Source organism: Streptomyces sp. NPDC055287, assembly GCF_053646035.1.
Genome location: NZ_JBSHNE010000011.1, coordinates 231650 through 256438 on the forward strand (window position 1 = coordinate 231650; position 24789 = coordinate 256438).

Consider the following 24789-nt stretch of genomic DNA (forward strand, 5'->3'; position numbering starts at 1 on the left):
TGCACGGAAACGGGCCGCCCGGATGGATTCCGGGCGGCCCGTTCACGCGTGCTGCCTACTTCTTGGTCACGGCGTCCAGCGCGTCGGCGATGCCGACTCCGTAGAAGCCGTTGTAGTTCCTACCGCCCTCGCAGACTGCGTCGATCTTGCCGTCGCCGTTGATGTCGTACGGGTCGGTGCACGGCGCCGCGTCAGCCTGGCTCGCCAGGAGGGACTTGACGCGCTTCGGCGAGGCGTGCGGGTGCGTGCTCTTGATGAGCGCCACGACGCCCGCCACGTGCGGGGAGGCCATCGAAGTACCGGCCATGTAGCCCCACTTGCCGCCGGGAACCGGGCCCAGGATCAGGCCGCTCGTCGCAGGGGGCGCGGGCTTCTGGTACGCCGTGCTGTCGCCGCCCGGGGCCGCGATGTCGATGACACCGTGACCGTAGTTGGAGAACGACGACTTCAGGCCCTTCGCACCGGTCGAGGCGACGGTGACGACGCCCGGCAGCTGCGTCGGGGCGTCGAGGCACTCGCCCGGGTCGATGTCGCGCGGCACCGGGGTGGTGTCGTTCGGGCTCGTCGTGTCATGGATCGAGTCCGCCGCGAGATCGTAGTTCGAGTTTCCGGACGCGGCGACGTTCACCGCGCCCTTCTTCTCGGCGTACCGCGAGGCCCGGACGATGGCGTCGACGAGCGCCTTCTGGTCCGGGTCGTCCTTGCAGTTGAACATCCACGGGTCGGTGTAATAGCTGTTGTTCGTCACATCGACGCCGTGCTCGGCCGCCCACACGAAGCCGCAGACGACGGACTCCGTGTAGAAGAACCCGGCCGTCGTGGACACCTTGATGCCGGAGACCTTGACGCCCGGCGCGACACCGGTGACACCGACGCCGTTCTTCGCGGCGGCGATCTCGCCGGCCACGTGCGTGCCGTGCGGGCTCTCCTCGGCCGACGGGCGCCAGGCGCCGTCCGACGTATCGGGCTTGCCCGTCACGCAGTTGACCGACGCCTCGCGGTCGAAGTTCGGCGCGAGGTCCGGGTGCGTGTCGTCGACACCCGTATCGAGGACGGCGACCGTGACCTTCCTGCTGCCGAGCGTCTTCTCGTGGGCCTTGTCCGCCTTGATGGCGGGCAGGTCCCACTGCAGCGGCTGCAACGGGTCCTCACCGGCGACGGCGTCCGCGGACGCCGCCTCGGCCTGGGCGCCGGTGAGCGCCTTCGGCGTGCCGATGTCCTTCGTCGACTGGGCGGGCAGCGGCGCCGTACGGGTCGCACCCGCCGACTGCACGCCCTTGACGCCCCGCATCGTCTTCGCGAACGCGTCGTTCGACGAGTGGACGACGATCACACCGATCTGGTCGTACGCCTGGACGATCGTGCCGCCGGCCTCGCCGACGGCCTTCTTCACCCGGGCCGCATTGCCCTTGCCCGGCCGTACGTTGACGACGTAACTCAGCGGCGTCCCCACGGCCTCGGTGACGGCCGACCTGGCGTCGACCGCGCCGAGCGCGTCGGCCGAGGTGGCCGACGCGGTCCCCGGCAGGAACGCGAGGGCGGCCGTGACGGCCATGCCCGCGGATATGGCCACGGTGCGGCGGGACCGCTGGGTGCGGTGCGGCGTCATGAGATCTCCGGTTCGCGTGGGTGGGCGGGACCTTTGACGATCACTTCTTGACGGCGTCGAGGGCGTCGACGACACCGGCGCCGTAGTAGCCGTTGTAGTTCGCGCCGCCCTCACAGGTGGTGGCCTCGACCCAGTTGCCCGCCGCGTCGTACACGTGGCTCGGGCAGCCCGGGTTGTCGGCCTGCTTCTTGAGCAGCCGCTGGAGTTCGGCCGGGCTCGCCTTCGGGTGCGCGCTCTTGAGCAGCGCGGCGACGCCCGCGACGTGCGGGGTGGCCATCGAGGTGCCCTGCTTGTAGCCGTAGGCGCCGCCGAGGACGGTCGACAGGACACGGCCGTTGGCGTCGGGCGTGGCCGGGATCTGCCACTTGTCGCCACCCGGGGCCGCGACGTCCGCGACGCCGTACCCGTAGCTGGAGTAGTAGGACTTGACGTTCTTGTCGCCCGTGGCGGTGACCGTCATGACGCCCGGCAGCTGGGTCGGGATGTCGAAGCACTCGGACGGGTCGATGACCCGGTCGCCGGGGGTGGTGTCGTTCGGGCTGGAGTCGTCGAGGATCTCGTCGGCCGCCAGGTCGAAGTCCGAGTTGCCGGCCGCGGCGACGTTCAGGGCGCCCTTGCGCTCGGCGTACTTGGTGGCGCGCGTCAGGGCGTCCAGGAGGGCCTTCTGGTCCGGGTCGTCCTTGCAGTTGAACATCCACGGGTCGACGTAATAGCTGTTGTTCGTCACGTCGATGTCGTGCTCGGCGGCCCACACGAAGCCGCAGACGACCGCCTCGGTGAAGAAGAGGCTGGTGCCCGGCTCGCTGACCTTGATGCCCGCGAGCTTGACGCCCGGCGCGACACCGGCGACGCCGAGTCCGTTGCGCGGAGCGGCGATCGTACCGGCGACGTGCGTGCCGTGGTCACTGCCGTCGGTGTACGGACGCCAGGCGCCCTCCGAGGAGTCCGCGACGCCGCCGACGCAGTTGGCCGACTGGGACTTGGAGAAGTTCGGCGCGAGGTCCGGGTGGGTGTCGTCGACACCGGTGTCGATCACGCCGACGGTGACCTTGCTGCTGCCGTCGTTGACCTTCGCGGCCTTGTCCGCGCCAATGGCCCGGATGTCCCACTGGTTGGCCTCCAGCGGCTCCTGACCGGGCGCCGCGGCCGCCTCCGCCTTCGCGGCCTCGGCCGCGGACAGCTTCTGGGTGGTGCCTTCCTCGGTGATGCCGACCGGGGTGAGCGGGGCGGTGCGGGTCGCGCCCGCCGAAGAGACACCCTTGGCCTTGCGTATCTGCTTGCCGAAGTCCGGGTTCTGCGAGTGGACGACGATGACACCGATCTGGTCGTACGCCTTCACCACCGTGCCGCCGGCCCTGGCGATCGCCCGCTTCACCGAAGCGCTCGTACCGTGGCCACCCTTGGTGTTGACCACGTACGACAGCTTCGGGCCTGTGGCGGAGTCGGACGCCGCGACGGCGGGGCCGTCGAGCGGCGCGGCCGAGGCGGCCGCTCCGGGCAGGAAGCCGAGCGAAGCCGTGAGAGCCAGTCCGACGGGCAGGGCAAGGGTGCGCTGCCGTCTGGATCCCAGATGAGCCATGGGTTCTCCACATCATCCGTGAGAGCCGCCCTGCGCGGGTGCACATGAGCGGGTACATGACGAGTGAAGCTAGCGCCGATCATGCGTTCGTATCAACGTGTTGGGAAAAGAAATGGCGGATGCCGAACCGAGTCGTGATGCGATCCGTGCCGTTGTCAGGGGGACGAGCACCACCACCCCCCCACCAGTGAGGTCACTTTGTCCACTCCACCCACCGCACCCGCGTCGCGAGGAGATTCCGTGGCAACCGATGCACCACCGCCCCAGGGCGGCACGGGCCTGATCCGAACAGGGCACACGACAGAGGAGTTCGTCGAGGTCCAGGCGAGCGCCGAATTCGGCGAACTGCGCCGGTCCCACCGGTCGTTCGCCTTCCCCCTGACCATCGCGTTCATCGCCTGGTACCTGCTGTACGTCATGCTGTCCAACTACGCGGGCGGCTTCATGGGCACCAAACTCTTCGGCAACATCAACGTGGCCCTCGTCCTCGGCATCGGCCAGTTCGCGACCACCTTCCTCATCGCCTGGTTCTACTCGCGTCATGCCGCCACGCAGCTCGACCCGAAGTCCGAGGCCATCAAGTCCCGTCTGGAGGGCGACGCATGAGCCCCGCGCTGACCACGGCGACCACGCTCCAGTTCGCCGCCGCCGGCGACGCCAGTGAGCACCGGCCGCTGATCATCACCCTCTTCGGCCTTTTCGTGGTCGCCACCCTGTTCATCACGGTCTGGGCGGGCCGGCAGACCAAGAGCGCCTCCGACTTCTACGCCGGCGGCCGCCAGTTCACCGGCTTCCAGAACGGCCTCGCCATCTCCGGCGACTACATGTCCGCCGCGTCCTTCCTCGGCATCGCCGGCGCCATCGCCCTCTTCGGTTACGACGGCTTCCTCTACTCCATCGGTTTCCTGGTCGCCTGGCTCGTCGCGCTGCTTCTCGTCGCCGAACCGCTGCGCAACTCCGGCCGCTACACGATGGGTGACGTCCTCGCCTACCGGATGCGCCAGCGCCCGGTCCGTACGGCCGCCGGTACCTCCACCATCGTGGTCTCGATCTTCTACCTGCTCGCGCAGATGGCGGGCGCGGGGGTACTGGTCTCGCTGCTCCTCGGCATCACGAGCGACGCCGGCAAAATCCTGATCGTCGCCCTCGTCGGCGTCCTGATGATCGTGTACGTCACCATCGGCGGCATGAAGGGCACCACCTGGGTCCAGATGGTGAAAGCCGTCCTGCTCATCGCGGGCACCCTGCTGATCACTTTCCTGATCCTGCTGAAGTTCAACTTCAACCTGTCCGACCTGCTCGGTACGGCGGCCTCCAACAGCGGCAAGGGCTCGGCGTTCCTGGAGCCCGGCCTGAAGTACGGCGCCACCGGGACCTCGAAGCTCGACTTCATCTCGCTCGGCATCGCCCTGGTGCTCGGCACCGCGGGCCTGCCGCACATCCTGATCCGCTTCTACACCGTCCCCACAGCGAAGGCCGCCCGTAAGTCCGTGAACTGGGCGATCGGCATCATCGGCGCCTTCTACCTGATGACCATCGTGCTCGGCTTCGGCGCCGCGGCGCTGCTCAAGCCCGGCGACATCATCGCCTCCAACAAGGCGGGCAACACGGCGGCGCCGCTCGCCGCACTGGAGATCGGCGGCGGCGCCGACTCCCCGGGCGGCGCGATCCTGCTCGCCGTGATCTCCGCGGTCGCCTTCGCCACCATCCTCGCGGTGGTCGCGGGACTCACCCTGGCATCCTCGTCGTCGTTCGCGCACGACATCTACGCCAACGTCATCAGGCGCGGCAAGGCCACCGAGAAGGAAGAGGTACGTGCCGCCCGCTGGGCGACCGTGGCCATCGGCGTCGTCTCCATCGCACTGGGCGCGATGGCCCGCGACCTGAACGTGGCCGGTCTGGTCGCCCTCGCCTTCGCGGTGGCCGCGTCCGCCAACCTGCCGACGATCCTCTACAGCCTCTTCTGGAAGAAGTTCACGACCCAGGGCGCCCTGTGGTCCATCTACGGTGGCCTGACCGCGTCCGTGGGCCTCGTGCTGTTCTCGCCGGTCGTCTCCGGCAAGCCCACGTCGATGTTCCCCAGTGCGGACTTCGCGTGGTTCCCGCTGGAGAACCCCGGGCTGATCTCGATCCCGCTCGGCTTCCTGCTCGGCTGGGTGGGCTCCGTACTGTCCAAGGACGAGCCGGACAAGGGGAAGTACGCGGAGCTGGAGGTCAAGTCACTCACGGGCATCGGCGCGCACTGAGCGTAACGGCCGCACGATTGCCGCCTTTCCCACAGCTGTGCCCCCGTGGCCGCGTCGTAGAGTCGTACGACGCGGCCACACCGCACCTCGTGGTATCGGAGCCCCCGGTCCTGTCAGTGACGTCGCGTAGGCTCGACAGCGTTCAACAAAGACGAATCCGGATCGGGGAGGGGGCCGAGGATGCTTATCGACACTTATGGCCGAGTTGCCACTGACCTGCGCGTTTCACTCACCGACCGCTGCAATCTGCGCTGTACGTACTGCATGCCGGAAGAGGGCCTGCAGTGGCTGGCCAAGCCGGATCTGCTCACGGACGACGAGATAGTGCGGCTGATCGGCATCGCCGTCACCGACCTCGGCGTGACCGAGGTGCGCTTCACCGGCGGCGAGCCACTGCTGCGCCCCGGTCTCGTCGGCATAGTCGAGCGCTGCGCCGCACTCTCACCGCGTCCCAAGATGTCCCTCACCACCAATGGGATCGGCCTGAAGCGGACCTCGGCCGCCCTCAAGGCGGCCGGCCTGGACAGGGTGAACGTCTCGCTCGACACGCTGCGCCCCGAGGTCTTCAAGACGCTCACCCGCCGCGACCGCCACCACGACGTCATCGACGGCATGGCCGCCGCCCGCGACGCCGGACTGACGCCGGTCAAGGTCAATGCCGTACTCATGCCGGGGCTCAACGACGACGAGGCGCCCGACCTGCTCGCCTGGGCCGTCGAGAACGCGTACGAGATGCGGTTCATCGAGCAGATGCCGCTCGACGCCCAGCACGGCTGGAAGCGCGACGGCATGATCACGGCCGGCGACATCCTGGAATCCCTGCGCACGCGCTTCACGCTCACGCCCGAGGGCGAGGACGAGCGCGGCTCGGCCCCCGCCGAGCGCTGGGTCGTCGACGGCGGCCCGCACCGCGTCGGCGTCATTGCCTCCGTCACGCGCCCGTTCTGCCGGGCCTGCGACCGGACCAGGCTCACTGCCGACGGTCAGGTACGAACGTGCCTGTTCGCGCGCGAGGAGTCGGACCTGCGCGGGGCCCTGCGCTCCGGTGCCCCCGACGAGGAGATCGCCCGCCTCTGGAAGCTGGCGATGTGGGGCAAGAAGGCGGGCTCCGGTCTGGACGACCCGTCCTTCCTGCAGCCCGACCGCCCCATGTCAGCCATTGGAGGCTGACCGCTTTTCCCACGCCTCCAGCGTCACGACATCCTTCAGGAAGCCGCGTACGCCGAGGAATTGGGACAGGTGCTCACGGTGCTCGTCGCACGCGAGCCACGTCTTGCGGCGCTCCGGAGTGTGCAGCTTCGGGTTGTTCCAGGCGAGAACCCACACGGCGGCGGAGCGGCAGCCCTTGGCGGAGCAGACTGTGGCGCCGGCGTCTGCCGAACCGGGGAAAAGAAGGGGATCAGGGGAGTTCACGCACTCAACCCTAGGTCAAAAAAGGCGACGCCGAGCAGCCACGGGGGGAGCTGCCCGGCGTCGGTCTGTCGCTCCGACGGGGGATGCGGAGCGCCTACGAAGTATGTCACGCGACACGGGGTGAGGTGCACCGGAACTTCATGATTGATCTGAGCTTTTATTGAGCTTTGCAGACCGCACAGGATCAACTCTGTTCATGCGGCCGCTGCTCATGGCCCGGCCCGGACACGTCCCGCTCCGGTTCCTCGGCGGCCTGTTCGCTCCTGCTTTCCAGGGCCGGCCGGACGGGCGTCGGGATGTGTGCCGAGGGCAGCGTCGAGGCGTTCTCGCGCCCCCCGTTGGCGATGACCACGGCGATGTAGGGGAGGAGAAGCCCCAGCGCCAGGGCCACAATCGCGACGTGCCGCTCCACGTTCCACAGGACCGCTGCAAGGATCACGGCCAGCGTCCGTACCGACATCGAGATCACATACCGGCGCTGCCGCCCGCGCACATCGTCGGCCAGGGCCGGCCGGGCCCCGGTGATCCGGAAGACCTCGCTGTCGCTCTTCTTCCGCACCATGTCGCACCACCCGATTCCATGCCGGACGCTCCCTGTCCGGACGCCTTCCACGGTACGCCGCCGCTCCGCCGCCTTCGAGAGCGGGGCGTCCCCAGTGCGTCCGTCCGCCCACCGGCGGAGCACGTATGGCGCTGTCCGGCATGCGGCGTACGGGCGACGGTCCGAGACTGGGCGCACATGCGCGCACCGCGCCGATGAGGAGGCGACATGAGCTGGTTGTGGGCAATCATCGTGGGCCTGGTCCTCGGTCTGATCGCCAAGGCGATCATCCCGGGCAAGCAGCAGATCCCGCTGTGGCTGACGGTCGTGTGCGGCATCCTCGGAAGCATCGCGGGCAACGCCGTCGCCGCCGGGATCGGCGTCGAGGACACCAAGGGCATCGACTGGATCCGACACGTGCTCCAGCTGATCGGCGCGGTGGTGATCGTCGCACTCGGCGACATGCTCTGGGCATCGGTCAAGGGCAAGAAACGCCGGGCCTGAGCGAGGCGCGGTCGCTTGCGCGAACAGGGGAACGGCCGGGAGTGTGACTTCACGCTCCCGGCCGCTCCTCTGTGCGTGGCTTCGCGTCGCTTCGCGCGAGTGAATTCAGTTGGCCGCGACCTCGATCGCCGCCAGGTTCTTCTTTCCGCGCCGCAGCACCAGCCAGCGGCCGTGCAGCAGGTCCTCGGGCGCCGGGACGGCGTCCTCGTCGGTGACCTTGACGTTGTTCACGTAGGCCCCGCCCTCCTTGACCGTACGGCGGGCGGCCGACTTGCTCTGCGCGAGGCCGACCTCGACGAACAGGTCGACGACGGACCCCAGCTCCGCGACCTTCGCGTGCGGCAGCTCGGACAGCGAAGCGGCCAGCGTGGCCTCGTCGAGTCCGGTGAGTTCGCCCTGCCCGAACAGCGCCTTGGACGCCGCGACGACCGCCGCGCACTGATCGGCGCCGTGCACGAGCGTCGTCAGCTCCTCGGCCAGCGCGCGCTGCGCGGCACGGGCCTGCGGACGCTCCTGCGTGAGCTGCTCCAGCTCTTCGAGCTCGGTGCGGCTCTTGAAGCTGAGGATGCGCATGTACGGCGAGATGTCCCGGTCGTCCACGTTCAGCCAGAACTGGTAGAACGCGTACGGCGTGGTCATCTCCGGGTCGAGCCAGACGGCGCCGCTCTCGGACTTGCCGAACTTGGTGCCGTCCGCCTTGACCATCAGCGGCGTGGCCAGCGCGTGCACATTCGCATGCGGCTCCAGGCGGTGGATCAGGTCGAGCCCCGCTGTGAGGTTGCCCCACTGGTCGCTGCCGCCCTGCTGGAGGGTGCAGCCGTAGCGCCGGTACAGCTCCAGGAAGTCCATGCCCTGGAGCAGCTGGTAGCTGAACTCCGTGTAGCTGATGCCCTGGTCGGACTCCAGCCGCCGGGCGACGGAGTCCTTCGCGAGCATCTTGCTGACCCGGAAGTGCTTGCCGATGTCCCGCAGGAACTCGATCGCGGACATGCCCGCGGTCCAGTCCAGGTTGTTGACCATGGTGGCCGCGTTCGGGCCCTCGAAGGACAGGAAGGGCTCGATCTGGGCGCGCAGCCGCGCCACCCAGTTCGCGATCGTCTCCGGGTCGTTCAGCGTGCGCTCGGCGGTCGGGCGCGGGTCACCGATCTGGCCGGTGGCCCCGCCCACCAGGGCGAGCGGCCGGTGCCCGGCCTGCTGGAGCCTGCGAACGGTGAGGACCTGCACCAGGTGCCCCACATGCAGGCTGGCCGCCGTCGGGTCGAAGCCGCAATAGAACGTGACCGGACCGTCCGCGAGCGCCTTGCGCAGTGCGTCCTCGTCAGTGGACTGGGCGAACAGCCCGCGCCACTTCAGCTCGTCGACGATGTCCGTCACGGTCTTGACTCTCCTTGAACGGTGCTTGACTCGGTTTGACGCTGTGGATTGCTCCCGGCCAGTCTATGGGCGTCACACGCCCTGGCTGACCGAGCTCATGTTGAAGTCTCCGATGCGCAGCGCCGGCATCGCGGCCCGGGTGAACCAGTCGCCCCACTCGCGCGGCAGTGTCTTCTCGGTGCGCCCGGCCTCGGCGGCCCGCGACAGCAGGTCGACCGGCGACTCGTTGAACCGGAAGTTGTTCACCTCTCCGACCACCTCGCCGTTCTCGACGAGATAGACGCCGTCCCGGGTCAGGCCGGTCAGCAGCAGCGTCGCCGGGTCGACCTCGCGGATGTACCAGAGGCAGGTCAGCAGCAGCCCGCGCTCGGTCGAGGCGACCATCTCCTCCAGCGAACGCTCCCCGCCGCCGTCCAGGACGAGATTGCTGATCGCCGGCGCCACCGGCAGCTGGGTCAGCCCCGCGCTGTGCCGGGTGGAGACCAGGTGCTCGAGCCTGCCGTCCCGTACCCAGTCGGTCGGGGCCAGCGGCAGGCCGTTGTCGAAGACCGAGGAGTCGTCACCCGAGGCGTGCGCGACGACGAAAGGTGCCGACTCCAGGCCGGGCTCGTTCGGGTCGCTGCGTAGCGTAAGGGGCAGCTCGGACAACGTCTCGCCGACCCTGGTCCCCCCGCCCGGCTTGCTGAACACCGTGCGGCCCTCCGCCGCGTCCCTGGCCGCCGACGACCACAGCTGGTAGATCAGCAGGTCGGCGACGGCGGTGGGCGGCAGCAGCGTCTCATACCGCCCGGCCGGGAGGTCGATCCGGCGCTCGGCCCAGCCGAGGCGGGTGGCCAGTTCGACGTCGACGGCCGCCGGGTCGACGTCCTTGAAGTCCCGCGTGGAGTACCCGGCCCAGGCGGAGCGTGTACGGTCCGGCGACTTGGCGTTGATCTCCAGTGTGCCGTTGGGCTGGTCGTGACGCAGGCGCAGACCCGTCGACGTACCGAGGTAGGTGGACGTCATCTCGTGGTTCGCGAAGCCGTACAGTTCGCGGCCGCCGGCCCTGGCGCGGGCGAAGGCCTCACCGAGCGCGGGCGCGAAGTCGGCGAAGACACCGGACGATGTCTCGGCGGGGGCGTCGCGGAAGTCCGGCGAGGCGGGCACCCCGGTGACCAGCGGCTGGGCGTCCTCGGCGGGCCCGGCGCCGCGTGCTGCCGCCTCGGCGGCCCGTACCAGCGGCTCCAGCTCGTCGGCGGTGACGGCCGACCGCGACACGACCCCGGACGCCGTTCCCTCGGCGCCGTCGACGGTCGCGATGACGGTGAGGGTGCGCCCGCGCGTGACGCCGTTGGTGGTGAGCGCGTTGCCGGCCCAGCGCAGATTGGCGGAGGAGCTCTCGTCGGCGATGACCACGCAGCCGTCGGCCGTGGACAGCTCCAGAGCCCGCTCGACGATCTCGTACGGCTTGGCTGTGCGGCTCATCGGCCCGCCTCCTGCGTCGTATTGAGGATGTTGACACCGCGGAACAGGGCCGAAGGGCACCCGTGCGAGACGGCCGCGACCTGCCCCGGCTGGGCCTTGCCGCAGTTGAAGGCGCCGCCCAGCACGTACGTCTGCGGGCCGCCGACCGCGGTCATCGAACCCCAGAAGTCGGTGGTCGTCGCCTGGTACGCCACATCTCGCAGCTGGCCCGCGAGCCGCCCGTTCTCGATCCGGAAGAAGCGCTGGCCCGTAAATTGAAAGTTGTACCGCTGCATGTCGATGGACCACGACCGGTCCCCGACGACGTAGATCCCGCGCTCGACGCCCCCGATCAGATCCTCGGTCGAGAGGCCGCCCGGATCCGGCTGGAGCGACACGTTCGCCATCCGCTGCACCGGCACGTGCGCGGGGGAGTCGGCGAAGGCGCAGCCGTTCGACCGCCCGAGGCCCGTCAGCTTCGCGATGCGCCGGTCCAGCTGGTAGCCGGTGAGCGTCCCGTCCTTGATCAGGTCCCAGGACTGTGCCTCGACACCCTCGTCGTCGTACCCGACCGTGGCGAGCCCGTGCTCGGCGGTCCTGTCGCCCGTCACATTCATGACCGGCGACCCGTACGCCAGCTTCCCCAGCTGGTCGAAGGTGGCGAAGGAGGTCCCGGCGTACGCCGCCTCGTACCCCAGCGCGCGGTCCAGCTCGGTCGCGTGGCCGATCGACTCGTGGATGGTCAGCCAGAGGTTCGAGGGGTCGACCACCAGGTCGTACGTCCCCGCATCCACACTCGGCGCGCGCATCTTCTCGGCGAGCAGCGACGGAATCCGCTCCAGCTCGCCGTCCCAGTCCCAGCCGGTCCCCAGCAGGTACTCCCAGCCACGCCCGACCGGCGGCGCGATGGTGCGCATCGAGTCGAACTCGCCGGTCGTCGCGTCCACCGCGACCGCCGTCAGGTGCGGATGCAGCCGCACCCGCTGCTGGGTGGTGACGGTGCCGGCCGTGTCCGCGTAGAACTTGTTCTCCTGAACGGTCAGCAGCGAGGCGTCCACGTGCGCGACCCCGTCGGCCGCCAGGAGCCGCGCGCTCCAGTCGGCGAGCAGCCCCGACTTCTCCTCGTCCGCCACGTCGAACGGATTGATGTCGTACGACGAGACCCACGTCCGGTCCGCGTGCACCGGCTCGTCCGCCAGCTCGACCCGCTCGTCGGATCCGGCCGCCTTGATCACCTTCGCCGACAGCTTCGCCATCGCCACCGCCTGTCCCGCGACCCGCGCGGCGGCGTCCATGGACAGGTCCACGCCGGACGCGAAGCCCCAGCTGCCGCCGTGCACCACGCGTACCGCGTACCCGAGGTCCGTGGTGTCGGAGGAACCCGACGGCTTGGCGTCACGCAGCCGCCAGGACGCGCTGCGCACCCGCTCGAAGCGGAAATCGGCATGATCGGCACCCAGCGCACGGGCACGCGCGAGCGCCGCGTCGGCGAGCGCGCGCAGCGGCAGCGCCGTGAACGCTTCGTCGATGGAATGAGGCACGGAGACTCCTGTCGTCGAGACCGGTCCCCCAGATCATGTCGCGCCCACGGCTGCCTTGCCCACCACTTTCTGTAGGGACCCGACAGCGACTTCTCGGCGGCACTGTCAGGGCCCGATTCTCCGTACGTGCTCCGGTACCGATAGTTTCGGTCGGTACCAGACCGCTATCGAAAGGGTGATCCGTTGAGCCGCTCGGTTCTCGTCACCGGAGGAAACCGGGGCATCGGCCTCGCCATCGCCCGCGCTTTCGCCGACGCCGGCGACAAGGTCGCGTTCACGTACCGCTCCGGCGAACCGCCGGCCGCCCTCACCGAAATCGGCTGCCTCGCTGTCAGGTGCGACATCACCGACACCGAGCAGGTGGAGCAGGCCTACAAGGAGATCGAGGAGAAGCACGGTCCCGTCGAGGTGCTGGTGGCCAACGCCGGCGTCACCAAGGACCAGCTCCTGATGCGCATGTCCGAGGAGGACTTCACGTCCGTCCTCGACACCAACCTCACCGGCACCTTCCGCGTGGTCAAGCGCGCCAACCGCGGCATGCTGCGCGCCAAGAAGGGGAGGGTCGTACTGATCTCCTCGGTCGTCGGGCTCCTCGGCTCGGCGGGGCAGGCGAACTACGCCGCCTCCAAGGCCGGTCTGGTCGGCTTCGCGCGCTCGCTCGCCCGTGAGCTGGGCTCGCGCAACATCACCTTCAACGTCGTGGCGCCCGGGTTTGTCGACACCGACATGACCGGGGTGCTCACGGACGAGCAGCGCAAGGGCATCGTCGCCCAGGTGCCGCTCGGCCGTTACGCGCAGCCGGAGGAGATCGCCGCCACCGTGCGCTTCCTCGCCTCCGACGACGCGTCGTACATCACTGGAGCCGTCATCCCGGTTGACGGCGGATTGGGCATGGGTCACTGATCACATGAGTGGAATCCTCGACGGCAAGCGCATCCTCATCACGGGTGTGCTGATGGAGTCCTCCATCGCCTTCCACACCGCCAAGGTGGCCCAGGAGCAGGGTGCCGAAGTCATCCTGACCGCCTTCCCCCGGCCCACGCTGACCGAGCGCATCGCGAAGAAGCTGCCGAAGCCGGCCAAGGTCATCGAGCTGGACGTCACGAACACCGAGCACCTGGACCGCCTCGAAGGCCTGGTCCGCGCGGAGCTCGGCGGCCTGGACGGCGTCGTCCACTCCATCGGCTTCGCGCCGCAGGACGCGCTCGGCGGCAACTTCCTCAACACGCCCTTCGAGTCCGTCGCCACCGCGATGCACGTCTCGGCGTTCTCGCTGAAGTCGCTCACCATGGCCTGCCGCCCGCTGATGGGCAGCGGCAGCTCGGTCGTCGGCCTCACCTTCGACGCCCAGTTCGCCTGGCCGCAGTACGACTGGATGGGCCCGGCCAAGGCCGCGCTGGAGGCCACCTCCCGCTACCTCGCCCGTGACCTGGGCAAGGACAACATCCGCTGCAACCTGATCTCGGCGGGACCGATCGGCTCCATGGCCGCCAAGTCCATCCCCGGCTTCGCGGAGCTGGCGGGCGTCTGGGACGACCGCTCCCCGCTGAAGTGGGACATGGGCGACCCGGAGCCGGCCGGCCGCGGCGTCGTCGCGCTGCTCTCGGACTGGTTCCCGATGACCACCGGCGAGATCGTCCACGTCGACGGCGGTTTGCACGCGATCGGCGCGTAAGCGCGCAGCTGCTCCAGGAAGCCGCGGGACCGTCCACCGGACGGTCCCGCGGCTTCTGTGCGCGTACGCCGTCTCCACGCGCGATCCCGTCCCCCGAGTCGAAAAGACGGGCGACTCCCCGCAGACTAGGCAAACCGGGACATACCCGGCGCCCTGTGGGGAGGAGGTGGCGCATGTGCGCCCGTCGAACCGTCGAGCGGCAGCAGGCCTGCTGGCCGTGGTCGCCGTGGCCGGACTGGCTGCCCCAGCCGTCGCCGAGCGCGCGGCGGACCCCGGGCGGGAGCCCGCGAACAAGGCGGCCCGGAAGGCCGCCGGGGACGTCCCGCTGTTCGGCTCCACCTGCCGGACGACCGTCGAGGGCTCACGTGTCGTCGCGTACTGCCACAACCCCTACCCCGTGTCCGACCTGGTCCGGCTGCACACCGAGTGCGACCGCTGGTGGGACATCGACGCCGACGGCTCACCCGTCGAGGTCGGCCCCGCGCAGACGGTGCGGCTCACCGACCGCTGCTGGAAGGAAGTCCGCACGGCCTGGGTCAGCCACCACCGGATGTAGCCGGTCCACCACCGGATGCGACGGCGGGTGCGCGCCGGCAGATGCCTACCCCCGGTCCCCGAGGCACTTGAGCGAGTAGCCGGCGGCCTCGGTGGCCGCCGTCTCCGCGTCCCGCGCACGGATCGCCTCGATCAGCCGCCCGTGGTCCATGTGGTCCTCCGGGCGCAGCTCGTGCCCCACGTCGTCCCGCAGCCAGTCGCGCAGCAGGTCGCCGAGGTCCGCGTACAGCCCGATGAGTACGTCGTTGTGGGAGGCGGCGACCACGGCCAGGTGCAGCGTCGCGTCCGCCCGCACGAAAAGCTCCGCGTCGCCGGAGGCCCACGCCTCCTCCCGGCGGGCCAGCACCGCGTCCAGCTGCCGCATGTCACGCTCGGTACGCCGCTCCGCCGCCAGCCGCGCCGCCGAGGACTCCAGGGTCGAGCGCAGCTCCGCGATGTGACGTGGATCGGCGTCCGCGAACCGGCGGTGCATGACGCCGGCCAGCTCGCTGGTGGCGATGACGTACGTACCGGAGCCCTGCCGGATGTCCAGCAGCCCGTTGTGTGCCAGTGCGCGCACCGCCTCGCGGACGGTGTTGCGGGCCACGCCGAGCTGCTCGACCAGCTCGGGTTCGGTCGGGATGCGTGAGCCCACCGGCCACTCGCCCGAGGTGATCTGATTGCGAAGCTCGGTGATCACCTGGTCGGCGAGGGCCGAACGCCGGGGTGAGGTCAGCGCCATGGTGCTCCTAGTTCAGGATTGGACAACCAATCATCCCATGATTCTATGATGGCTCCATGGCCAGCGACGAGACCCGAACCCTGCACCCCGCACCAGCAGCCTCCCCCCAGCGGGAGCCGGCGCAGGAGCAGCTACGTCCGCGGCCGCGGTCGGTCTGGGTGACCCGGCTCGTCGTCCTCGGCCTCGTACTCGCCGCGCTCAACCTCCGCCCGGCCATCACCAGCCTCGGCCCGCTCCTCGAAGAGGTACGCGCCGGTCTCGGCATGAGCGGCACCGTCGCCGGCCTGCTGACCTCCGTACCGCCGCTCTGCTTCGCCGTCTTCGGACTCACCGCGCCGCGGCTCGCCCGCCGCTTCGGCCCCGGCGCGATCGTCTGCGCGGGCATGGCGGCCATCGCGGCGGGCCTGCTGATCCGCCCCTACCTGGGCGGTACGGCCGGATTCCTGGCGGCCAGCGCGCTCGCCCTCATGGGCATCGCGGTGAGCAACATCCTCATGCCCGTCATCGTCAAGCGCTGGTTCCCCGACCGCGTCGGCCAGATGACCGGCCTCTACTCGATGGCACTCGCGCTCGGCACCGCGCTCGCCGCGGCCGCCACCGTCCCCATGACCGCGGCGCTGGGCGGCAGTTGGCAGACCGGCCTCGCGGTGTGGGGCACCCTGGCCGCCGTCGCCGTACTGCCCTGGCTGGTCCTGACGCGCCACCCCAGTACCCGGGCACCGAAGGCGGACGCCGCCACCCGGGAGCGGGGCAGCGACCCCGTCCCCACCCTGAGCATCACCCGCAGCCGTACGGCGTGGGCGCTCGCCTGCTTCTTCGGCCTCCAGGCCACCGCCGCGTACATCACCATGGGCTGGATGCCGCAGATCTTCCGCGACGCGGGGGTCTCGCCCGGCACGGCCGGTGTGCTGCTCGCCGTGACCATGGCCATGGGCATACCGCTGGCGTTCGTCATCCCCCGCCTCGCCTCGCGTATGCGCACCCAGGGTCCGATCGTCGTCGCCCTCGGCCTCTGCGGCCTTCTGGGGTACGCCGGCCTCTACCTCGCCCCCGCCTCGGGCGCCTGGGTGTGGGCCCTGCTGCTCGGCGTCTCCAACTGTGCCTTCCCGCTCGCCCTCACCATGATCGGCATGCGGGCGAAGAGCGGCGCCGGCGTCGTACGGCTCTCCGCCTTCGCCCAGAGCACCGGCTACCTGATCTCGATCCCCGGACCGCTGCTGGTAGGCGTGCTCTACCAGCACAGCGGCAGCTGGGGCCTGCCCATCGGGCTCATGGCGGGCCTGATGGTGCCGCAGATCGTGGTCGGCGCGCTGGCCGGACGCGACCGTACGATCGAGGCCGAGCTCGGCTGACCCCGCCGGGTCCGGGCGTACAAAGGGTGCGAGACTGACCGTATGCCTGTACTCGACCCCCATCCCCAGAACGGCCAGAAGAAGCTGCTGCTCGTGCTCGGCGCGATGCTCGGCATCACGGTGATCATCGGGATCATCGCCTCGGTGGCCTCACCGTAGCCCGGACGCCGCACGCGCCCGGCGGCCCGATGGTGGGGCTGGCACCACCATCCCTTAGGGGGCCAGGGTCAGGGTGAAGTGGGTGGGTCACCGGATGGGTTCCCCCGCGCGTACTCCGTAGGTTCGACGTACATCAGCCGAACAGCGAAAACGGAGGCGGTCATGGCGGCCCGCGCGCACACCCCGGCCAACCCCCCGGCCTCCGGCATCGACATCCGGCTGCCCTGGTGGGCCGTCGCCCTTCCCGCCCTCGCTTTCGCCGTCCTGCTGCTCCTGATCGTTGGGCCGGGTGAGGCGCAGGCGGCGACCGGCGATCCGGCGGTCGCGCACCTCGTGGAGCGCATCCAGCAGACCTTGTCCCACTAGTCGTGGGAACCTCGTTCACCCGTGCTGGGGCAGCCCGTCAACACCCTGCGCCCCGTGGCGCGATTCGTGCGAAGCTGGGATGCATGAGCGTCGATACACCCCGCAGGATCGTCCTACTCCGGCATGCGAAGGCCGACTGGCCGCAGGTGTCCGACCACGATCGGCCGCTCGCCGACCGCGGCCGCATGGACGCCCCCGTCGCCGGCCACCGGCTGGCGGACACGGGCATCACCTTCGACCTGGCTCTGTGCTCGACCGCCACCAGGACCCGCGAGACCTGGAAGCTGGCCGTGCAGGAACTGCCGCGGCGTCCCAGGACCGTCTACGAGGAGCGGCTGTACGAAGCCACCCTCGGCGATCTGCTCGCGCTCCTGAACGAGACCCCGGACGAGGTGAACGACCTCCTGATCATCGGGCACAACCCCAGCATGCACGCGGCGGCCGACGCGCTCGTCGGCGGCAGCGAGGGCGATGCGATGGCCCGGATGACCAAGAGCGGCTTCCCGACCTCGTCGTTCGCGATTGTCGGCTTCACCGGCTCGTGGAAGTCCGTGGAACACGGCGTGGGCAAGCTGCTGGACTACTGGGCTCCGCACGACTGAGGCCGACTCCCTCATCCGTACGTACGAACGTAGGCCCCGGCGCGCATCCTCGCCGGGGCCTCAGACCTGTCCGCTCAGGTACCCGCGCTCACTCGGCCAGGCCGTCGGCGGCCTCGACCTCTTCACGGGTGATGCCGAGCAGATACAGGACGGTGTCCAGGAAGGGCACATTCACGGCGGTGTCGGCGGCCCTGCGCACGACGGGCTTGGCATTGAAGGCGACACCCAGCCCCGCGGCGTTCAGCATGTCGAGATCGTTCGCGCCGTCGCCGATCGCGACGGTCTGGGCGAGTGGTACGCCCGCCTCGGCGGCGAAGCGGCGCAGCAGCCGGGCCTTGCCCGCCCGGTCCACGATCTCGCCGACGACGCGGCCCGTCAGCTTTCCGTCCACGATCTCCAGCGTGTTGGCGGACGCGAAGTCCAGCCCCAGCCGCTCCTTCAGGTCATCGGTGACCTGTGTGAACCCGCCGGAGACGACGCCCACTTGGTAGCCGAGCCGCTTGAGCGTACGGATCAGGGTGCGGGCGCCGGGCGTGAGCCGTACTTCCTGCCGCACCTTGTCGACGACATCGGCGTCGAGCCCGGCGAGCAGTGCCACGCGGGCGTGCAGCGACTGCTCGAAGTCCAGCTCGCCGCGCATCGCCTGGGAGGTCACCTCGGCTACCTTGTCCTCACACCCGGCGTGCGCCGCGAAGAGCTCGATGACCTCGTCCTGGATGAGCGTGGAGTCCACGTCCATCACGACCAGGCGCTGGGCTCGCCGGTGCAGCCCGGCCGACACCACGGCCACATCGATGCCGAGCTCGGCGGCCTCCAGCGCCAGCGCGGTGCGCAGGGCCTCGGTCTCCGTACCGGACACCGCGAACTCCACGGCGGTGACGGGGTACTTGGCGAGCCGGAAGATGCGGTCGATGTTGCCGCCGGTCCCGGTGATGGTGGCCGCTATGGCGGCGGTCGACTCCGCGGTGAGGGGGTGCCCGAGCACAGTGACGTGCGAACGGCCGCTGCCGCGTGGCCGGTTGTCGCCCGTACCCGAGATGATCTCGGCCTGGAGCCTGAGGGAGTCGGCCCAGCCGTGCACGGTGGCCCGCAGCTCACCGGAGGTGCTCACGGTCGGCTCGGTGACCAGGGCACACAGGACGATGCGGCCACGGGTGACGACCTGCTCGATGTCGACGACGTCGACGGAGTAGGCGGCAAGCGTGTCGAAGAGCCCGGCGGTGATGCCGGGGCGGTCCTTCCCGAAGATCTTCACGAGAAGGGTGGGGGCAGCGTCAGTGGACTGACTGGGCTGACTCGGCTCAGGTGCGCTCATGATGTCTCTACCGTATCGGGCCCCTCTTCCCCGCTCACCTCCCGTCCCGAGGACCGGACACCGGCTCCCGCCCCGAGGACCGGACACCGACGGGGACGGGGACAGGGACAGGCCGCAGGCCTTGGGCCGCCCCGGAGGCCCCGCCCGACCCCACCACCCCGCCCGACCCCACCACCCCGCCCGACCCCACCACCCCGCCGGGCACCCTCCAGCCCCTCCGGCGTTTTGAGGGGCGGGGTCCGGGGCGGAGCCCGGGTTCGGGAAGGGGGGCGGACAGGAAAAATGCCCCGCAGGGCTCAGCGCCACCGCCCCGGCGGCCGCGGCGGTGGCGGCCCCTCCTCCGGTGGAGGCGGAGGCGGCGACACAGGCCGGCTCCCAGCCCCTGGCGCACCAGGCGGCGGAGCCCCGGGCCGCGGCCCCGGAGGCGGAACCACCGGCCCCACCACGGTCGGCGCCCCATGCACATCCTCCGGCGCCCGCAGATACGGATTCGTGTCCTGGTGCGAGGGCCGGTACGCGGGGGACGGCCGGTACGGCCCCGGCACGTACGCCAGATCCGGGTACGTCCGCCCACCCGCACCCACCCCCCGCCCCGAAGCCATCGGGGCCACGCGACTGCCCGCCGCCCCCGCCGCGCACGTCAGCAGTGCCCCCGCGCCCCCCGCCGCCGCTCCCCACACCACACCCAGCACCAGCGCCATCGGCACACTTCCTTGCAGCTCGATCCCCGCGCCGAACGCGTCGAACCCGAGCACCGACAGCGAAGCGTCGGCGGACACACCCGTCAGCCACACCAGCAGTGGCAGCGCGACCCCCGCCGCCACCCCCAGCCGCACCGCGCACCGCCCCGCGAACCCCACCACCGACACCTCGCCGCCGGCGCGGGGCGTCCGCGCCGCCGTGAGCACCCCGGCGTACAGCATCGCCAGAGCGGCAGCCACGCCCAGCAGCCACACCCGCCCGTCCAGCTCCGCGAGCCTCGCCAGCGTCATCGGCTCATCGGCGTTCACCCGCAGCAGCGCGTCCAACGGGTCCGGGAGCAGCTTCGCCAGCTCGCCCGTCGCCTCGCCCTTCCACGGCACGAGCAGCCCGAGCGGGATTCCCAGCCACACGCCATTGGGTGCCCCGAGCAGCGCCGCCCCCGCGATCCGCTGGGGGTCGCCGTCGCCGGCCGCCGCGTACGCCGCCGCCGCGAGCCCCGCGAGAACCGCGACCACGAGCACCGTGACCACGGCGGAAGCGGCCGGCCGTACGACCCTGTGCACCGCGTCCCACCCGCGCGGCAGTGGCGTACGACGCGACGCGAGCAGCGCGACGACGAGCACCCCGAGCACCCAGCAGGACGCGCCCACCAGCGACTCACCGGTGTTGACCGTGAAGCCGACCGACGCCTTCGCGTCCGCGAGACCGGCCAGCCGGTCGGGCAGCAGCCCGCCGATGTCACCGAGACCGTCGGGCAGCAGATCCGCGGCCTCCCCGGGCAGATCGCTGCCCGGCCCCTCGTCGAGCCCGAGCCCGCGTCCGAGCGTGTCCCCGTCGATCGTGATGACGTCGTGCCCCGCCCAGGCGAGCCCGCCCATCGTGGCGACGAACAGCACGGCCACCGCTCCCGCCCTGGCGGCCAGTTCACCCACGGAGATCACCTTCCCCGCGGCGCGCAGGGACCGCAGGAAGAAGTACGAGAGGAAAAGAGCGCCGGCCAGCCCCACTCCAAGTGGCGTGATGTCGACGGCGGTCGTCGCCTCCGCGCCCTCGAGACCGAACGCCGAGACGTCGCCCGACGGGCTGACCGAACCACCCGCCCCCAGAACCACCACAGCCGCGGTCATCGGCCCGAGCGACCCCGCCGCATCCGCGCCCAGCAGATGAAGCCCGAGGGCCGCGACGCCCGCCATGCCCACCAACGCCCAGCTCACCGCGGCAACAGAGGCAAGCAGTACATCGCCCCACCGCACACCGCTGTTGCCGCTCGCACTCATCAGGGCCCCCCGATCCGTGCCGAACTGTCCTAAGTTGTTCAGTTCGCGCATGATCCGTATGCACTCATGCGTGCTTACCACTCTCCGGAGGTATTTCTCCCGCGTCAACGCCCGGCCCGTGCACGGTGTTCACGGGCTCGACTTTCTAATTCGGGACTGGGCCTGAAATAGTTCCTCCCGATGTTCAGCATCCCTAGACTCCCTGCGACGGGGGTAACTCGGGGGACAACTAGTGGGGCGCGGAGTGCCGGAACTCGTACTGGAATTGAATGGAAGGACCTGGACGCTCGATCCGTCCAGGTCGTACACCCTCGGGCGTGACCCGCAGGGTGATCTGGTGATCGACGACGCCAGGGTCTCGTGGCGGCATGCCACCGTCAGCTGGGGCGGCCGCAGTTGGGTCATCGAGGACCACGGCAGCACCAACGGCACGTACGTGCAGGGCCAGCGGATCCACCAGATGGAGATCGGCCCCGGCTCCGCCGTGCACCTCGGCAATGCCACCGACGGCCCGCGGCTGAGCCTGTCCGGCGCGGGCGTGCCCAGCGGGCAGGGCGCCGTGGCCCAGCAGCAGGCGCCTCACCAGCAGGCACCGCAGCCCCAGCAGGCACCTCAGCAGCAGGGCGCTCCGGGCTGGGCAGCCCAGGCACCACACCAGCCCCAGCCGCAGGACGCACACAAGCAGCAGCCCCAGCAGGCGTGGCAGCAGGCGCCCCAGGCGCACGTGCCCCACCAGCAGGGCGGCCCGGCCGGCGGTGTCGCGGGGGCTCCGCCGGTGTACGGCGACCGCAGCCCGACGACGTTCCACCAAGTGTCCATGGGCCGCGTGATGCGGATCGGCCGTGCGCTGGAGAACGAGCTGGTCGTCTCCGACCTCCAGGTCTCCCGGCTGCACGCCGAGTTCACCGCGACGCCCGACGGCCGGTTCCAGATCCGCGACCTCGGCAGCCACAACGGCACGTACGTCAACGGTCAGCCGATCCCGAAGTCCGGCACCGCGCTGCTCGGCCCCAGCGACATCGTCGGCGTCGGGCACTCGACGTTCCGCCTGGTCGGGGACCGGCTCGAGGAGTTCGTCGACACCGGTGAGGTCTCCTTCTCCGCCCGGCACCTCACGGTGACGGTCGACGGCGGCAAGCAGATCCTCAAGGACGTCTCCTTCGGCGTACCGGAGAAGTCGCTCGTCGCGGTCATCGGCCCGTCCGGCTCCGGAAAGTCCACCCTGCTCAAGGCGCTCACCGGCTACCGGCCCGCCAACCAGGGCGACGTCCTCTACGACAACCGGAACCTGTACAAGCAGTTCGCCGAGCTCCGCCAGCGTATCGGTCTGGTCCCGCAGGACGACATCCTGCACAAGGAACTGACCGTCAAGAAGGCCCTCAAGTACGCCGCCAAGCTCCGCTTCCCCGCGGACACCACGGAGGCCGAGCGCGAGCAGCGCATCAACGAGGTCCTCGGCGAGCTCAAGCTGGACATCCACAAGGAGAAGAAGGTCACCTCCCTCTCCGGTGGCCAGCGCAAGCGCGTCTCGGTCGCCCTGGAGCTGCTGACCAAGCCGTCGCTGATCTTCCTGGACGAGCCGACCTCCGGCCTCGACCCGGGCATGGACCGCGACGTCATGCAGCTGCTGCGCGGCCTCGCCGACGACGGTCGTACGGTCCTGGTCGTCACGCACTCCGTGGCCGAGCTCGCGATCTGCGACAAGCTTCTCGTCATGGCGCCCGGCGGGTCCGTCGCCTACTTCGGTCCGCCGGAGGAAGCGCTGAACTTCTTCGGCTACAGCACCTGGGCCGATGTGTTCTCCGCCTTCGAGAACTACCGCGACTACGACTGGGCGGGCCGCTGGCGCGGCTCCCAGCACTACCAGATGTACGCCGCCGACATCGACGCCGTCGCCCCGCAGTCCGTACACATGCCGCCCGCGCAGCAGATGCGCCCGCCCAAGCCGCAGAGCTGGGGCTCGCAGCTGTGGACCCTGATCCGCCGCTATGTGTCGGTGATCGTGTCCGACAAGGGCTTCATCGGCCTGATGCTGATCCTTCCGGCGGTGCTCGGCATCGTCAGTACCGTGATCCCGGCGGACAGCGGCCTGGGCTTCGGCCCGGAGAAGAACAGGCTGATCAACAAGGACGTCGGCACGATCCTGCTGATCCTCGCGGTCGGCGCGTGCTTCTCCGGCGCCGCCAACTCCGTCCGTGAGCTGATCAAGGAACGGGTCATCTACGAGCGCGAACGGGCCACCGGCCTGTCCCGCTCGGCGTACCTGATGTCCAAGGTCATCGTCCTCGGATTCATCACCGCCCTCCAGGGCGTGATCATCGCGGCGATCGGCTTCGGCGCCCGCTCCAAGCTGCCGGCCGAGGGCGTCATCTTCGAGGACACCCCGGTCATCGAGATGACGATCGTCATCAGCGCGCTCGGCTTCACCTCGATGATGTTCGGCCTGATCATCTCCGCGCTGGTGAAGACCGCCGAGAAGACGATGCCGCTGCTGGTGATGTTCGCGATCGTCCAGGTCGTCTTCACCGGTGTGCTCTTCCAGCTCCACGACAGCCCGGGCATCGAGCAGGTCGCCTGGCTGATGCCCTCACGCTGGGCGGTCGCCGCGCTCGGCACCACCGCGCAGCTCAACGTCACCATGCCGTGGGACCCGCTGAACCTCGACGGGCTGTGGGACCACAGCGCGGGTCAGTGGATCCTCGACATGGGCGTGCTGCTCGGCATCGGCGTCCTCTGCGGCTTCGTCGTGGTGCGCCTGCTGCGGCGCCACGAGCCGGAAGTCATGCGCAAGTAGCCTCGTGGCCGGAAACGCGCAGCGAGAAGGGCGGCACCCGTGCGGGTGCCGCCCTTCTCGCATGCTCAGCCTGTGCCGGACCTTCGCCTGTCCTAGTAGGCGCTGTCCACGTTGTCGATCGAGCCGTAACGGTCGGCCGCGTAGTTGGCGGCAGCCGTGATGTTGGCGACCGGGTGGTACTGGTCGTGCGGCGTACCGGCGACGTGGTACGTGTCGAAGGTCGGCTTGATGACCTGCAGCAGACCCTTCGACGGGATGCCGTTCTGGGCGTTGATGTCCCAGTTGTTGATCGCGCGCGGGTCACCGGAGGACTCGCGGATGATGTTGCGGTGCAGCCCCTCGTACGTACCGGGGATGCCCTTCTCCTTCATGATGGCCAGGGCCTCACGGATCCAGCCGTCGAGGTTGTTGGCGTAGACCGGCTTGCGCGCGGCGGCGCGGCTCGCGGCCGCGCGCTCGTCGGCGCGCTTCTTGGCCTCGGCCTTGACCTTGGCTTCGGCAGCTGCCTTCGCCTTGGCGGCCGCCACGGCCTTGGCGTCGGCCTTGGCGCGAGCCTCGGCCACGGCCTTGGCGACCTTGTCGGCGCCGACCTGCTGCTGCGTGATGCTCGTGTGCACTGTCTTGGCCTGGGCGCTGTCGGCGGCTGCGGTCCAGGCCACCGGGGCTACGGCGGCCACGGACTGCGTGTCGGCCTCGGCGGACGCGTTGCCGGGGACGAGCGAGAACGTGAGGGCGGCGGCGCCGAGGGCGGCGACACCTGCGATCGAGAACTTGTGGTTCTTGTTCAGGCGGCTATAGCCAGGGGTGCGAGACGCGGACATGCAGACGTACCTCTTCGAATAGCGGAAGCCGCGGAGTCCGCGACGGCAGCCATTGTTAGCGTCCGCAAAATCCTGTGGCAAAGGTGTGACGTACGATCCCCGGTAGTGGACGACGACCGCCGCCTACCTGCCTGGCCCGGGGCGATACCCAGTCCAAACGCCCCTTATGCATCAACTACGGGCCTTCGTAAGTGACGTGT

23 protein-coding genes are annotated in these 24789 nt (G+C 70.0%); 12 read left to right on the forward strand and 11 right to left on the reverse strand.

Translation table 11 applies throughout. The features are described 5' to 3' along the window. Nucleotides 1-55: 55 nt before the first annotated feature. Complete coding sequence (locus tag ACWIHY_RS19915; protein ID WP_454376954.1) at nt 56-1609, reverse strand: S8 family peptidase; 1554 nt, start codon at nt 1607-1609, stop codon at nt 56-58. 40 nt (nt 1610-1649) lie between these two features. Then, complete coding sequence (locus tag ACWIHY_RS19920; RefSeq protein ID WP_454376955.1) at nt 1650-3188, reverse strand: S8 family peptidase; 1539 nt, start codon at nt 3186-3188, stop codon at nt 1650-1652. A gap of 240 nt (nt 3189-3428) precedes the next feature. Here ACWIHY_RS19920 and ACWIHY_RS19925 point away from each other — a divergent pair, with 240 nt between their 5' ends. The 3 genes from ACWIHY_RS19925 to moaA all read left to right on the forward strand — a co-directional run bounded on the left by ACWIHY_RS19925 (nt 3429) and on the right by moaA (nt 6604). Then, nucleotides 3429-3794, forward strand: coding sequence for a DUF485 domain-containing protein (locus ACWIHY_RS19925; RefSeq protein WP_454376956.1), 366 nt, complete (start codon nt 3429-3431; stop codon nt 3792-3794). Continuing rightward, nucleotides 3791-5434, forward strand: a complete 1644-nt coding sequence (locus ACWIHY_RS19930) for a solute symporter family protein (protein WP_454376957.1) — start codon at nt 3791-3793, stop codon at nt 5432-5434. Before ACWIHY_RS19925 ends, ACWIHY_RS19930 begins: the two co-directional genes overlap by 4 nt. A 180-nt stretch (nt 5435-5614) precedes the next feature. Beyond that, complete coding sequence (gene moaA, locus ACWIHY_RS19935) at nt 5615-6604, forward strand: GTP 3',8-cyclase MoaA (protein ID WP_454376958.1); 990 nt, start codon at nt 5615-5617, stop codon at nt 6602-6604. On the opposite strand, the gene ACWIHY_RS19940 is transcribed toward moaA, so the two are convergent. Together ACWIHY_RS19940 and ACWIHY_RS19945 are read right to left on the reverse strand one after the other, a co-directional pair. After that, on the reverse strand, nt 6587-6847 hold the full coding sequence (locus ACWIHY_RS19940) for a hypothetical protein (RefSeq protein ID WP_454376959.1): 261 nt from the start codon (nt 6845-6847) through the stop codon (nt 6587-6589). The two genes, moaA and ACWIHY_RS19940, sit on opposite strands and share 18 nt — an antisense overlap. A 184-nt stretch (nt 6848-7031) precedes the next feature. Beyond that, nucleotides 7032-7409, reverse strand: coding sequence for a DUF3099 domain-containing protein (locus ACWIHY_RS19945; protein ID WP_454376960.1), 378 nt, complete (start codon nt 7407-7409; stop codon nt 7032-7034). 207 nt (nt 7410-7616) lie between these two features. Between ACWIHY_RS19945 and ACWIHY_RS19950 the strand changes: the two genes are divergently transcribed. Continuing rightward, nucleotides 7617-7892: a GlsB/YeaQ/YmgE family stress response membrane protein gene (locus ACWIHY_RS19950; protein WP_454376961.1), complete on the forward strand. Its 276-nt coding sequence runs from the start codon at nt 7617-7619 to the stop codon at nt 7890-7892. 105 nt (nt 7893-7997) lie between these two features. Here ACWIHY_RS19950 and tyrS read toward each other — a convergent pair whose 3' ends face one another. From tyrS to ACWIHY_RS19965, 3 genes are all read right to left on the reverse strand, one after another. After that, nucleotides 7998-9266 carry a tyrosine--tRNA ligase gene (gene tyrS / locus ACWIHY_RS19955; RefSeq protein ID WP_454376962.1) on the reverse strand — a complete coding sequence of 423 codons (1269 nt, stop codon included), beginning with the start codon at nt 9264-9266 and terminating at the stop codon, nt 7998-8000. 72 nt (nt 9267-9338) lie between these two features. After that, nucleotides 9339-10730, reverse strand: a complete 1392-nt coding sequence (locus tag ACWIHY_RS19960; RefSeq protein WP_454376963.1) for a metallopeptidase TldD-related protein — start codon at nt 10728-10730, stop codon at nt 9339-9341. Next, nucleotides 10727-12250 carry a TldD/PmbA family protein gene (locus ACWIHY_RS19965; protein WP_454376964.1) on the reverse strand — a complete coding sequence of 508 codons (1524 nt, stop codon included), beginning with the start codon at nt 12248-12250 and terminating at the stop codon, nt 10727-10729. The genes ACWIHY_RS19960 and ACWIHY_RS19965 overlap by 4 nt, the downstream gene beginning before the upstream one ends. 183 nt (nt 12251-12433) lie before the next feature. On the opposite strand from ACWIHY_RS19965, the gene fabG reads away from it, so the two are divergent. The 3 genes from fabG (at nt 12434) to ACWIHY_RS19980 (ending at nt 14481) form a co-directional block, all read left to right on the forward strand. Next, nucleotides 12434-13153: a 3-oxoacyl-[acyl-carrier-protein] reductase gene (gene fabG / locus ACWIHY_RS19970; RefSeq protein ID WP_454376965.1), complete on the forward strand. Its 720-nt coding sequence runs from the start codon at nt 12434-12436 to the stop codon at nt 13151-13153. 4 nt (nt 13154-13157) lie between these two features. After that, on the forward strand, nt 13158-13925 hold the full coding sequence (gene fabI, locus ACWIHY_RS19975) for an enoyl-ACP reductase FabI (RefSeq protein ID WP_454376966.1): 768 nt from the start codon (nt 13158-13160) through the stop codon (nt 13923-13925). A 175-nt stretch (nt 13926-14100) separates the two neighbouring features. Continuing rightward, nucleotides 14101-14481 (forward strand): hypothetical protein, encoded by a 381-nt coding sequence (locus tag ACWIHY_RS19980; RefSeq protein ID WP_454376967.1) that lies wholly within the window; start codon nt 14101-14103, stop codon nt 14479-14481. 45 nt (nt 14482-14526) lie between these two features. Here the strand turns inward: ACWIHY_RS19980 and ACWIHY_RS19985 are convergent, their stop codons facing one another. Next, a complete protein-coding gene (locus tag ACWIHY_RS19985) occupies nt 14527-15201 on the reverse strand; it encodes a FadR/GntR family transcriptional regulator (protein ID WP_454376968.1) in 675 nt (224 codons plus the stop codon). Between the two features lie 56 nt (nt 15202-15257). Between ACWIHY_RS19985 and ACWIHY_RS19990 the strand changes: the two genes are divergently transcribed. The 4 genes from ACWIHY_RS19990 (at nt 15258) to ACWIHY_RS20005 (ending at nt 17680) form a co-directional block, all read left to right on the forward strand. Beyond that, on the forward strand, nt 15258-16553 hold the full coding sequence (locus ACWIHY_RS19990) for a CynX/NimT family MFS transporter (protein ID WP_454376969.1): 1296 nt from the start codon (nt 15258-15260) through the stop codon (nt 16551-16553). 42 nt (nt 16554-16595) lie between these two features. Continuing rightward, entirely contained in the window at nt 16596-16712 is a 117-nt protein-coding gene (locus ACWIHY_RS19995) for an SGM_5486 family transporter-associated protein (RefSeq protein WP_454376970.1), read from the forward strand. Between the two features lie 162 nt (nt 16713-16874). Next, entirely contained in the window at nt 16875-17078 is a 204-nt protein-coding gene (locus ACWIHY_RS20000) for a hypothetical protein (RefSeq protein ID WP_454376971.1), read from the forward strand. An 83-nt stretch (nt 17079-17161) separates the two neighbouring features. After that, nucleotides 17162-17680: a SixA phosphatase family protein gene (locus ACWIHY_RS20005; protein ID WP_454376972.1), complete on the forward strand. Its 519-nt coding sequence runs from the start codon at nt 17162-17164 to the stop codon at nt 17678-17680. Nucleotides 17681-17768: 88 nt separating this feature from the next. Here ACWIHY_RS20005 and serB read toward each other — a convergent pair whose 3' ends face one another. Both serB and ACWIHY_RS20015 read right to left on the reverse strand, forming a co-directional pair. Continuing rightward, complete coding sequence (gene serB, locus ACWIHY_RS20010; RefSeq protein WP_454376973.1) at nt 17769-18995, reverse strand: phosphoserine phosphatase SerB; 1227 nt, start codon at nt 18993-18995, stop codon at nt 17769-17771. A gap of 296 nt (nt 18996-19291) precedes the next feature. Beyond that, nucleotides 19292-20974, reverse strand: a complete 1683-nt coding sequence (locus tag ACWIHY_RS20015; RefSeq protein WP_454377001.1) for a streptophobe family protein — start codon at nt 20972-20974, stop codon at nt 19292-19294. Nucleotides 20975-21218: 244 nt separating this feature from the next. Here ACWIHY_RS20015 and ACWIHY_RS20020 point away from each other — a divergent pair, with 244 nt between their 5' ends. Beyond that, the gene (locus tag ACWIHY_RS20020; RefSeq protein ID WP_454376974.1) at nt 21219-23768 is read left to right on the forward strand and encodes an FHA domain-containing protein; all 2550 of its coding nucleotides are present in this window, start codon (nt 21219-21221) and stop codon (nt 23766-23768) included. A gap of 92 nt (nt 23769-23860) precedes the next feature. Here the strand turns inward: ACWIHY_RS20020 and ACWIHY_RS20025 are convergent, their stop codons facing one another. After that, nucleotides 23861-24589 carry a transglycosylase SLT domain-containing protein gene (locus ACWIHY_RS20025; protein WP_454376975.1) on the reverse strand — a complete coding sequence of 243 codons (729 nt, stop codon included), beginning with the start codon at nt 24587-24589 and terminating at the stop codon, nt 23861-23863. Between the last annotated feature and the right edge of the window lie 200 nt (nt 24590-24789).

Excerpts from the sequence above, each read along its gene's own strand:
- ACWIHY_RS19915 (WP_454376954.1), bottom strand. The coding sequence starts at position 1,609 with ATGACGCCGCACCGCACCCAGCGGTCCCGCCGCACCGTGGCCATATCC.
- ACWIHY_RS19920 (WP_454376955.1), bottom strand. The coding sequence starts at position 3,188 with ATGGCTCATCTGGGATCCAGACGGCAGCGCACCCTTGCCCTGCCCGTC.
- ACWIHY_RS19930 (WP_454376957.1), top strand. The coding sequence starts at position 3,791 with ATGAGCCCCGCGCTGACCACGGCGACCACGCTCCAGTTCGCCGCCGCC.
- moaA (WP_454376958.1), top strand. The coding sequence starts at position 5,615 with ATGCTTATCGACACTTATGGCCGAGTTGCCACTGACCTGCGCGTTTCA.
- ACWIHY_RS19945 (WP_454376960.1), bottom strand. The coding sequence starts at position 7,409 with ATGGTGCGGAAGAAGAGCGACAGCGAGGTCTTCCGGATCACCGGGGCC.
- ACWIHY_RS19950 (WP_454376961.1), top strand. The coding sequence starts at position 7,617 with ATGAGCTGGTTGTGGGCAATCATCGTGGGCCTGGTCCTCGGTCTGATC.
- ACWIHY_RS19960 (WP_454376963.1), bottom strand. The coding sequence starts at position 10,730 with ATGAGCCGCACAGCCAAGCCGTACGAGATCGTCGAGCGGGCTCTGGAG.
- fabI (WP_454376966.1), top strand. The coding sequence starts at position 13,158 with ATGAGTGGAATCCTCGACGGCAAGCGCATCCTCATCACGGGTGTGCTG.
- ACWIHY_RS19985 (WP_454376968.1), bottom strand. The coding sequence starts at position 15,201 with ATGGCGCTGACCTCACCCCGGCGTTCGGCCCTCGCCGACCAGGTGATC.
- ACWIHY_RS19990 (WP_454376969.1), top strand. The coding sequence starts at position 15,258 with ATGGCCAGCGACGAGACCCGAACCCTGCACCCCGCACCAGCAGCCTCC.
- ACWIHY_RS19995 (WP_454376970.1), top strand. The coding sequence starts at position 16,596 with ATGCCTGTACTCGACCCCCATCCCCAGAACGGCCAGAAGAAGCTGCTG.
- ACWIHY_RS20000 (WP_454376971.1), top strand. The coding sequence starts at position 16,875 with ATGGCGGCCCGCGCGCACACCCCGGCCAACCCCCCGGCCTCCGGCATC.
- ACWIHY_RS20005 (WP_454376972.1), top strand. The coding sequence starts at position 17,162 with ATGAGCGTCGATACACCCCGCAGGATCGTCCTACTCCGGCATGCGAAG.
- serB (WP_454376973.1), bottom strand. The coding sequence starts at position 18,995 with ATGAGCGCACCTGAGCCGAGTCAGCCCAGTCAGTCCACTGACGCTGCC.
- ACWIHY_RS20015 (WP_454377001.1), bottom strand. The coding sequence starts at position 20,974 with ATGAGTGCGAGCGGCAACAGCGGTGTGCGGTGGGGCGATGTACTGCTT.
- ACWIHY_RS20025 (WP_454376975.1), bottom strand. The coding sequence starts at position 24,589 with ATGTCCGCGTCTCGCACCCCTGGCTATAGCCGCCTGAACAAGAACCAC.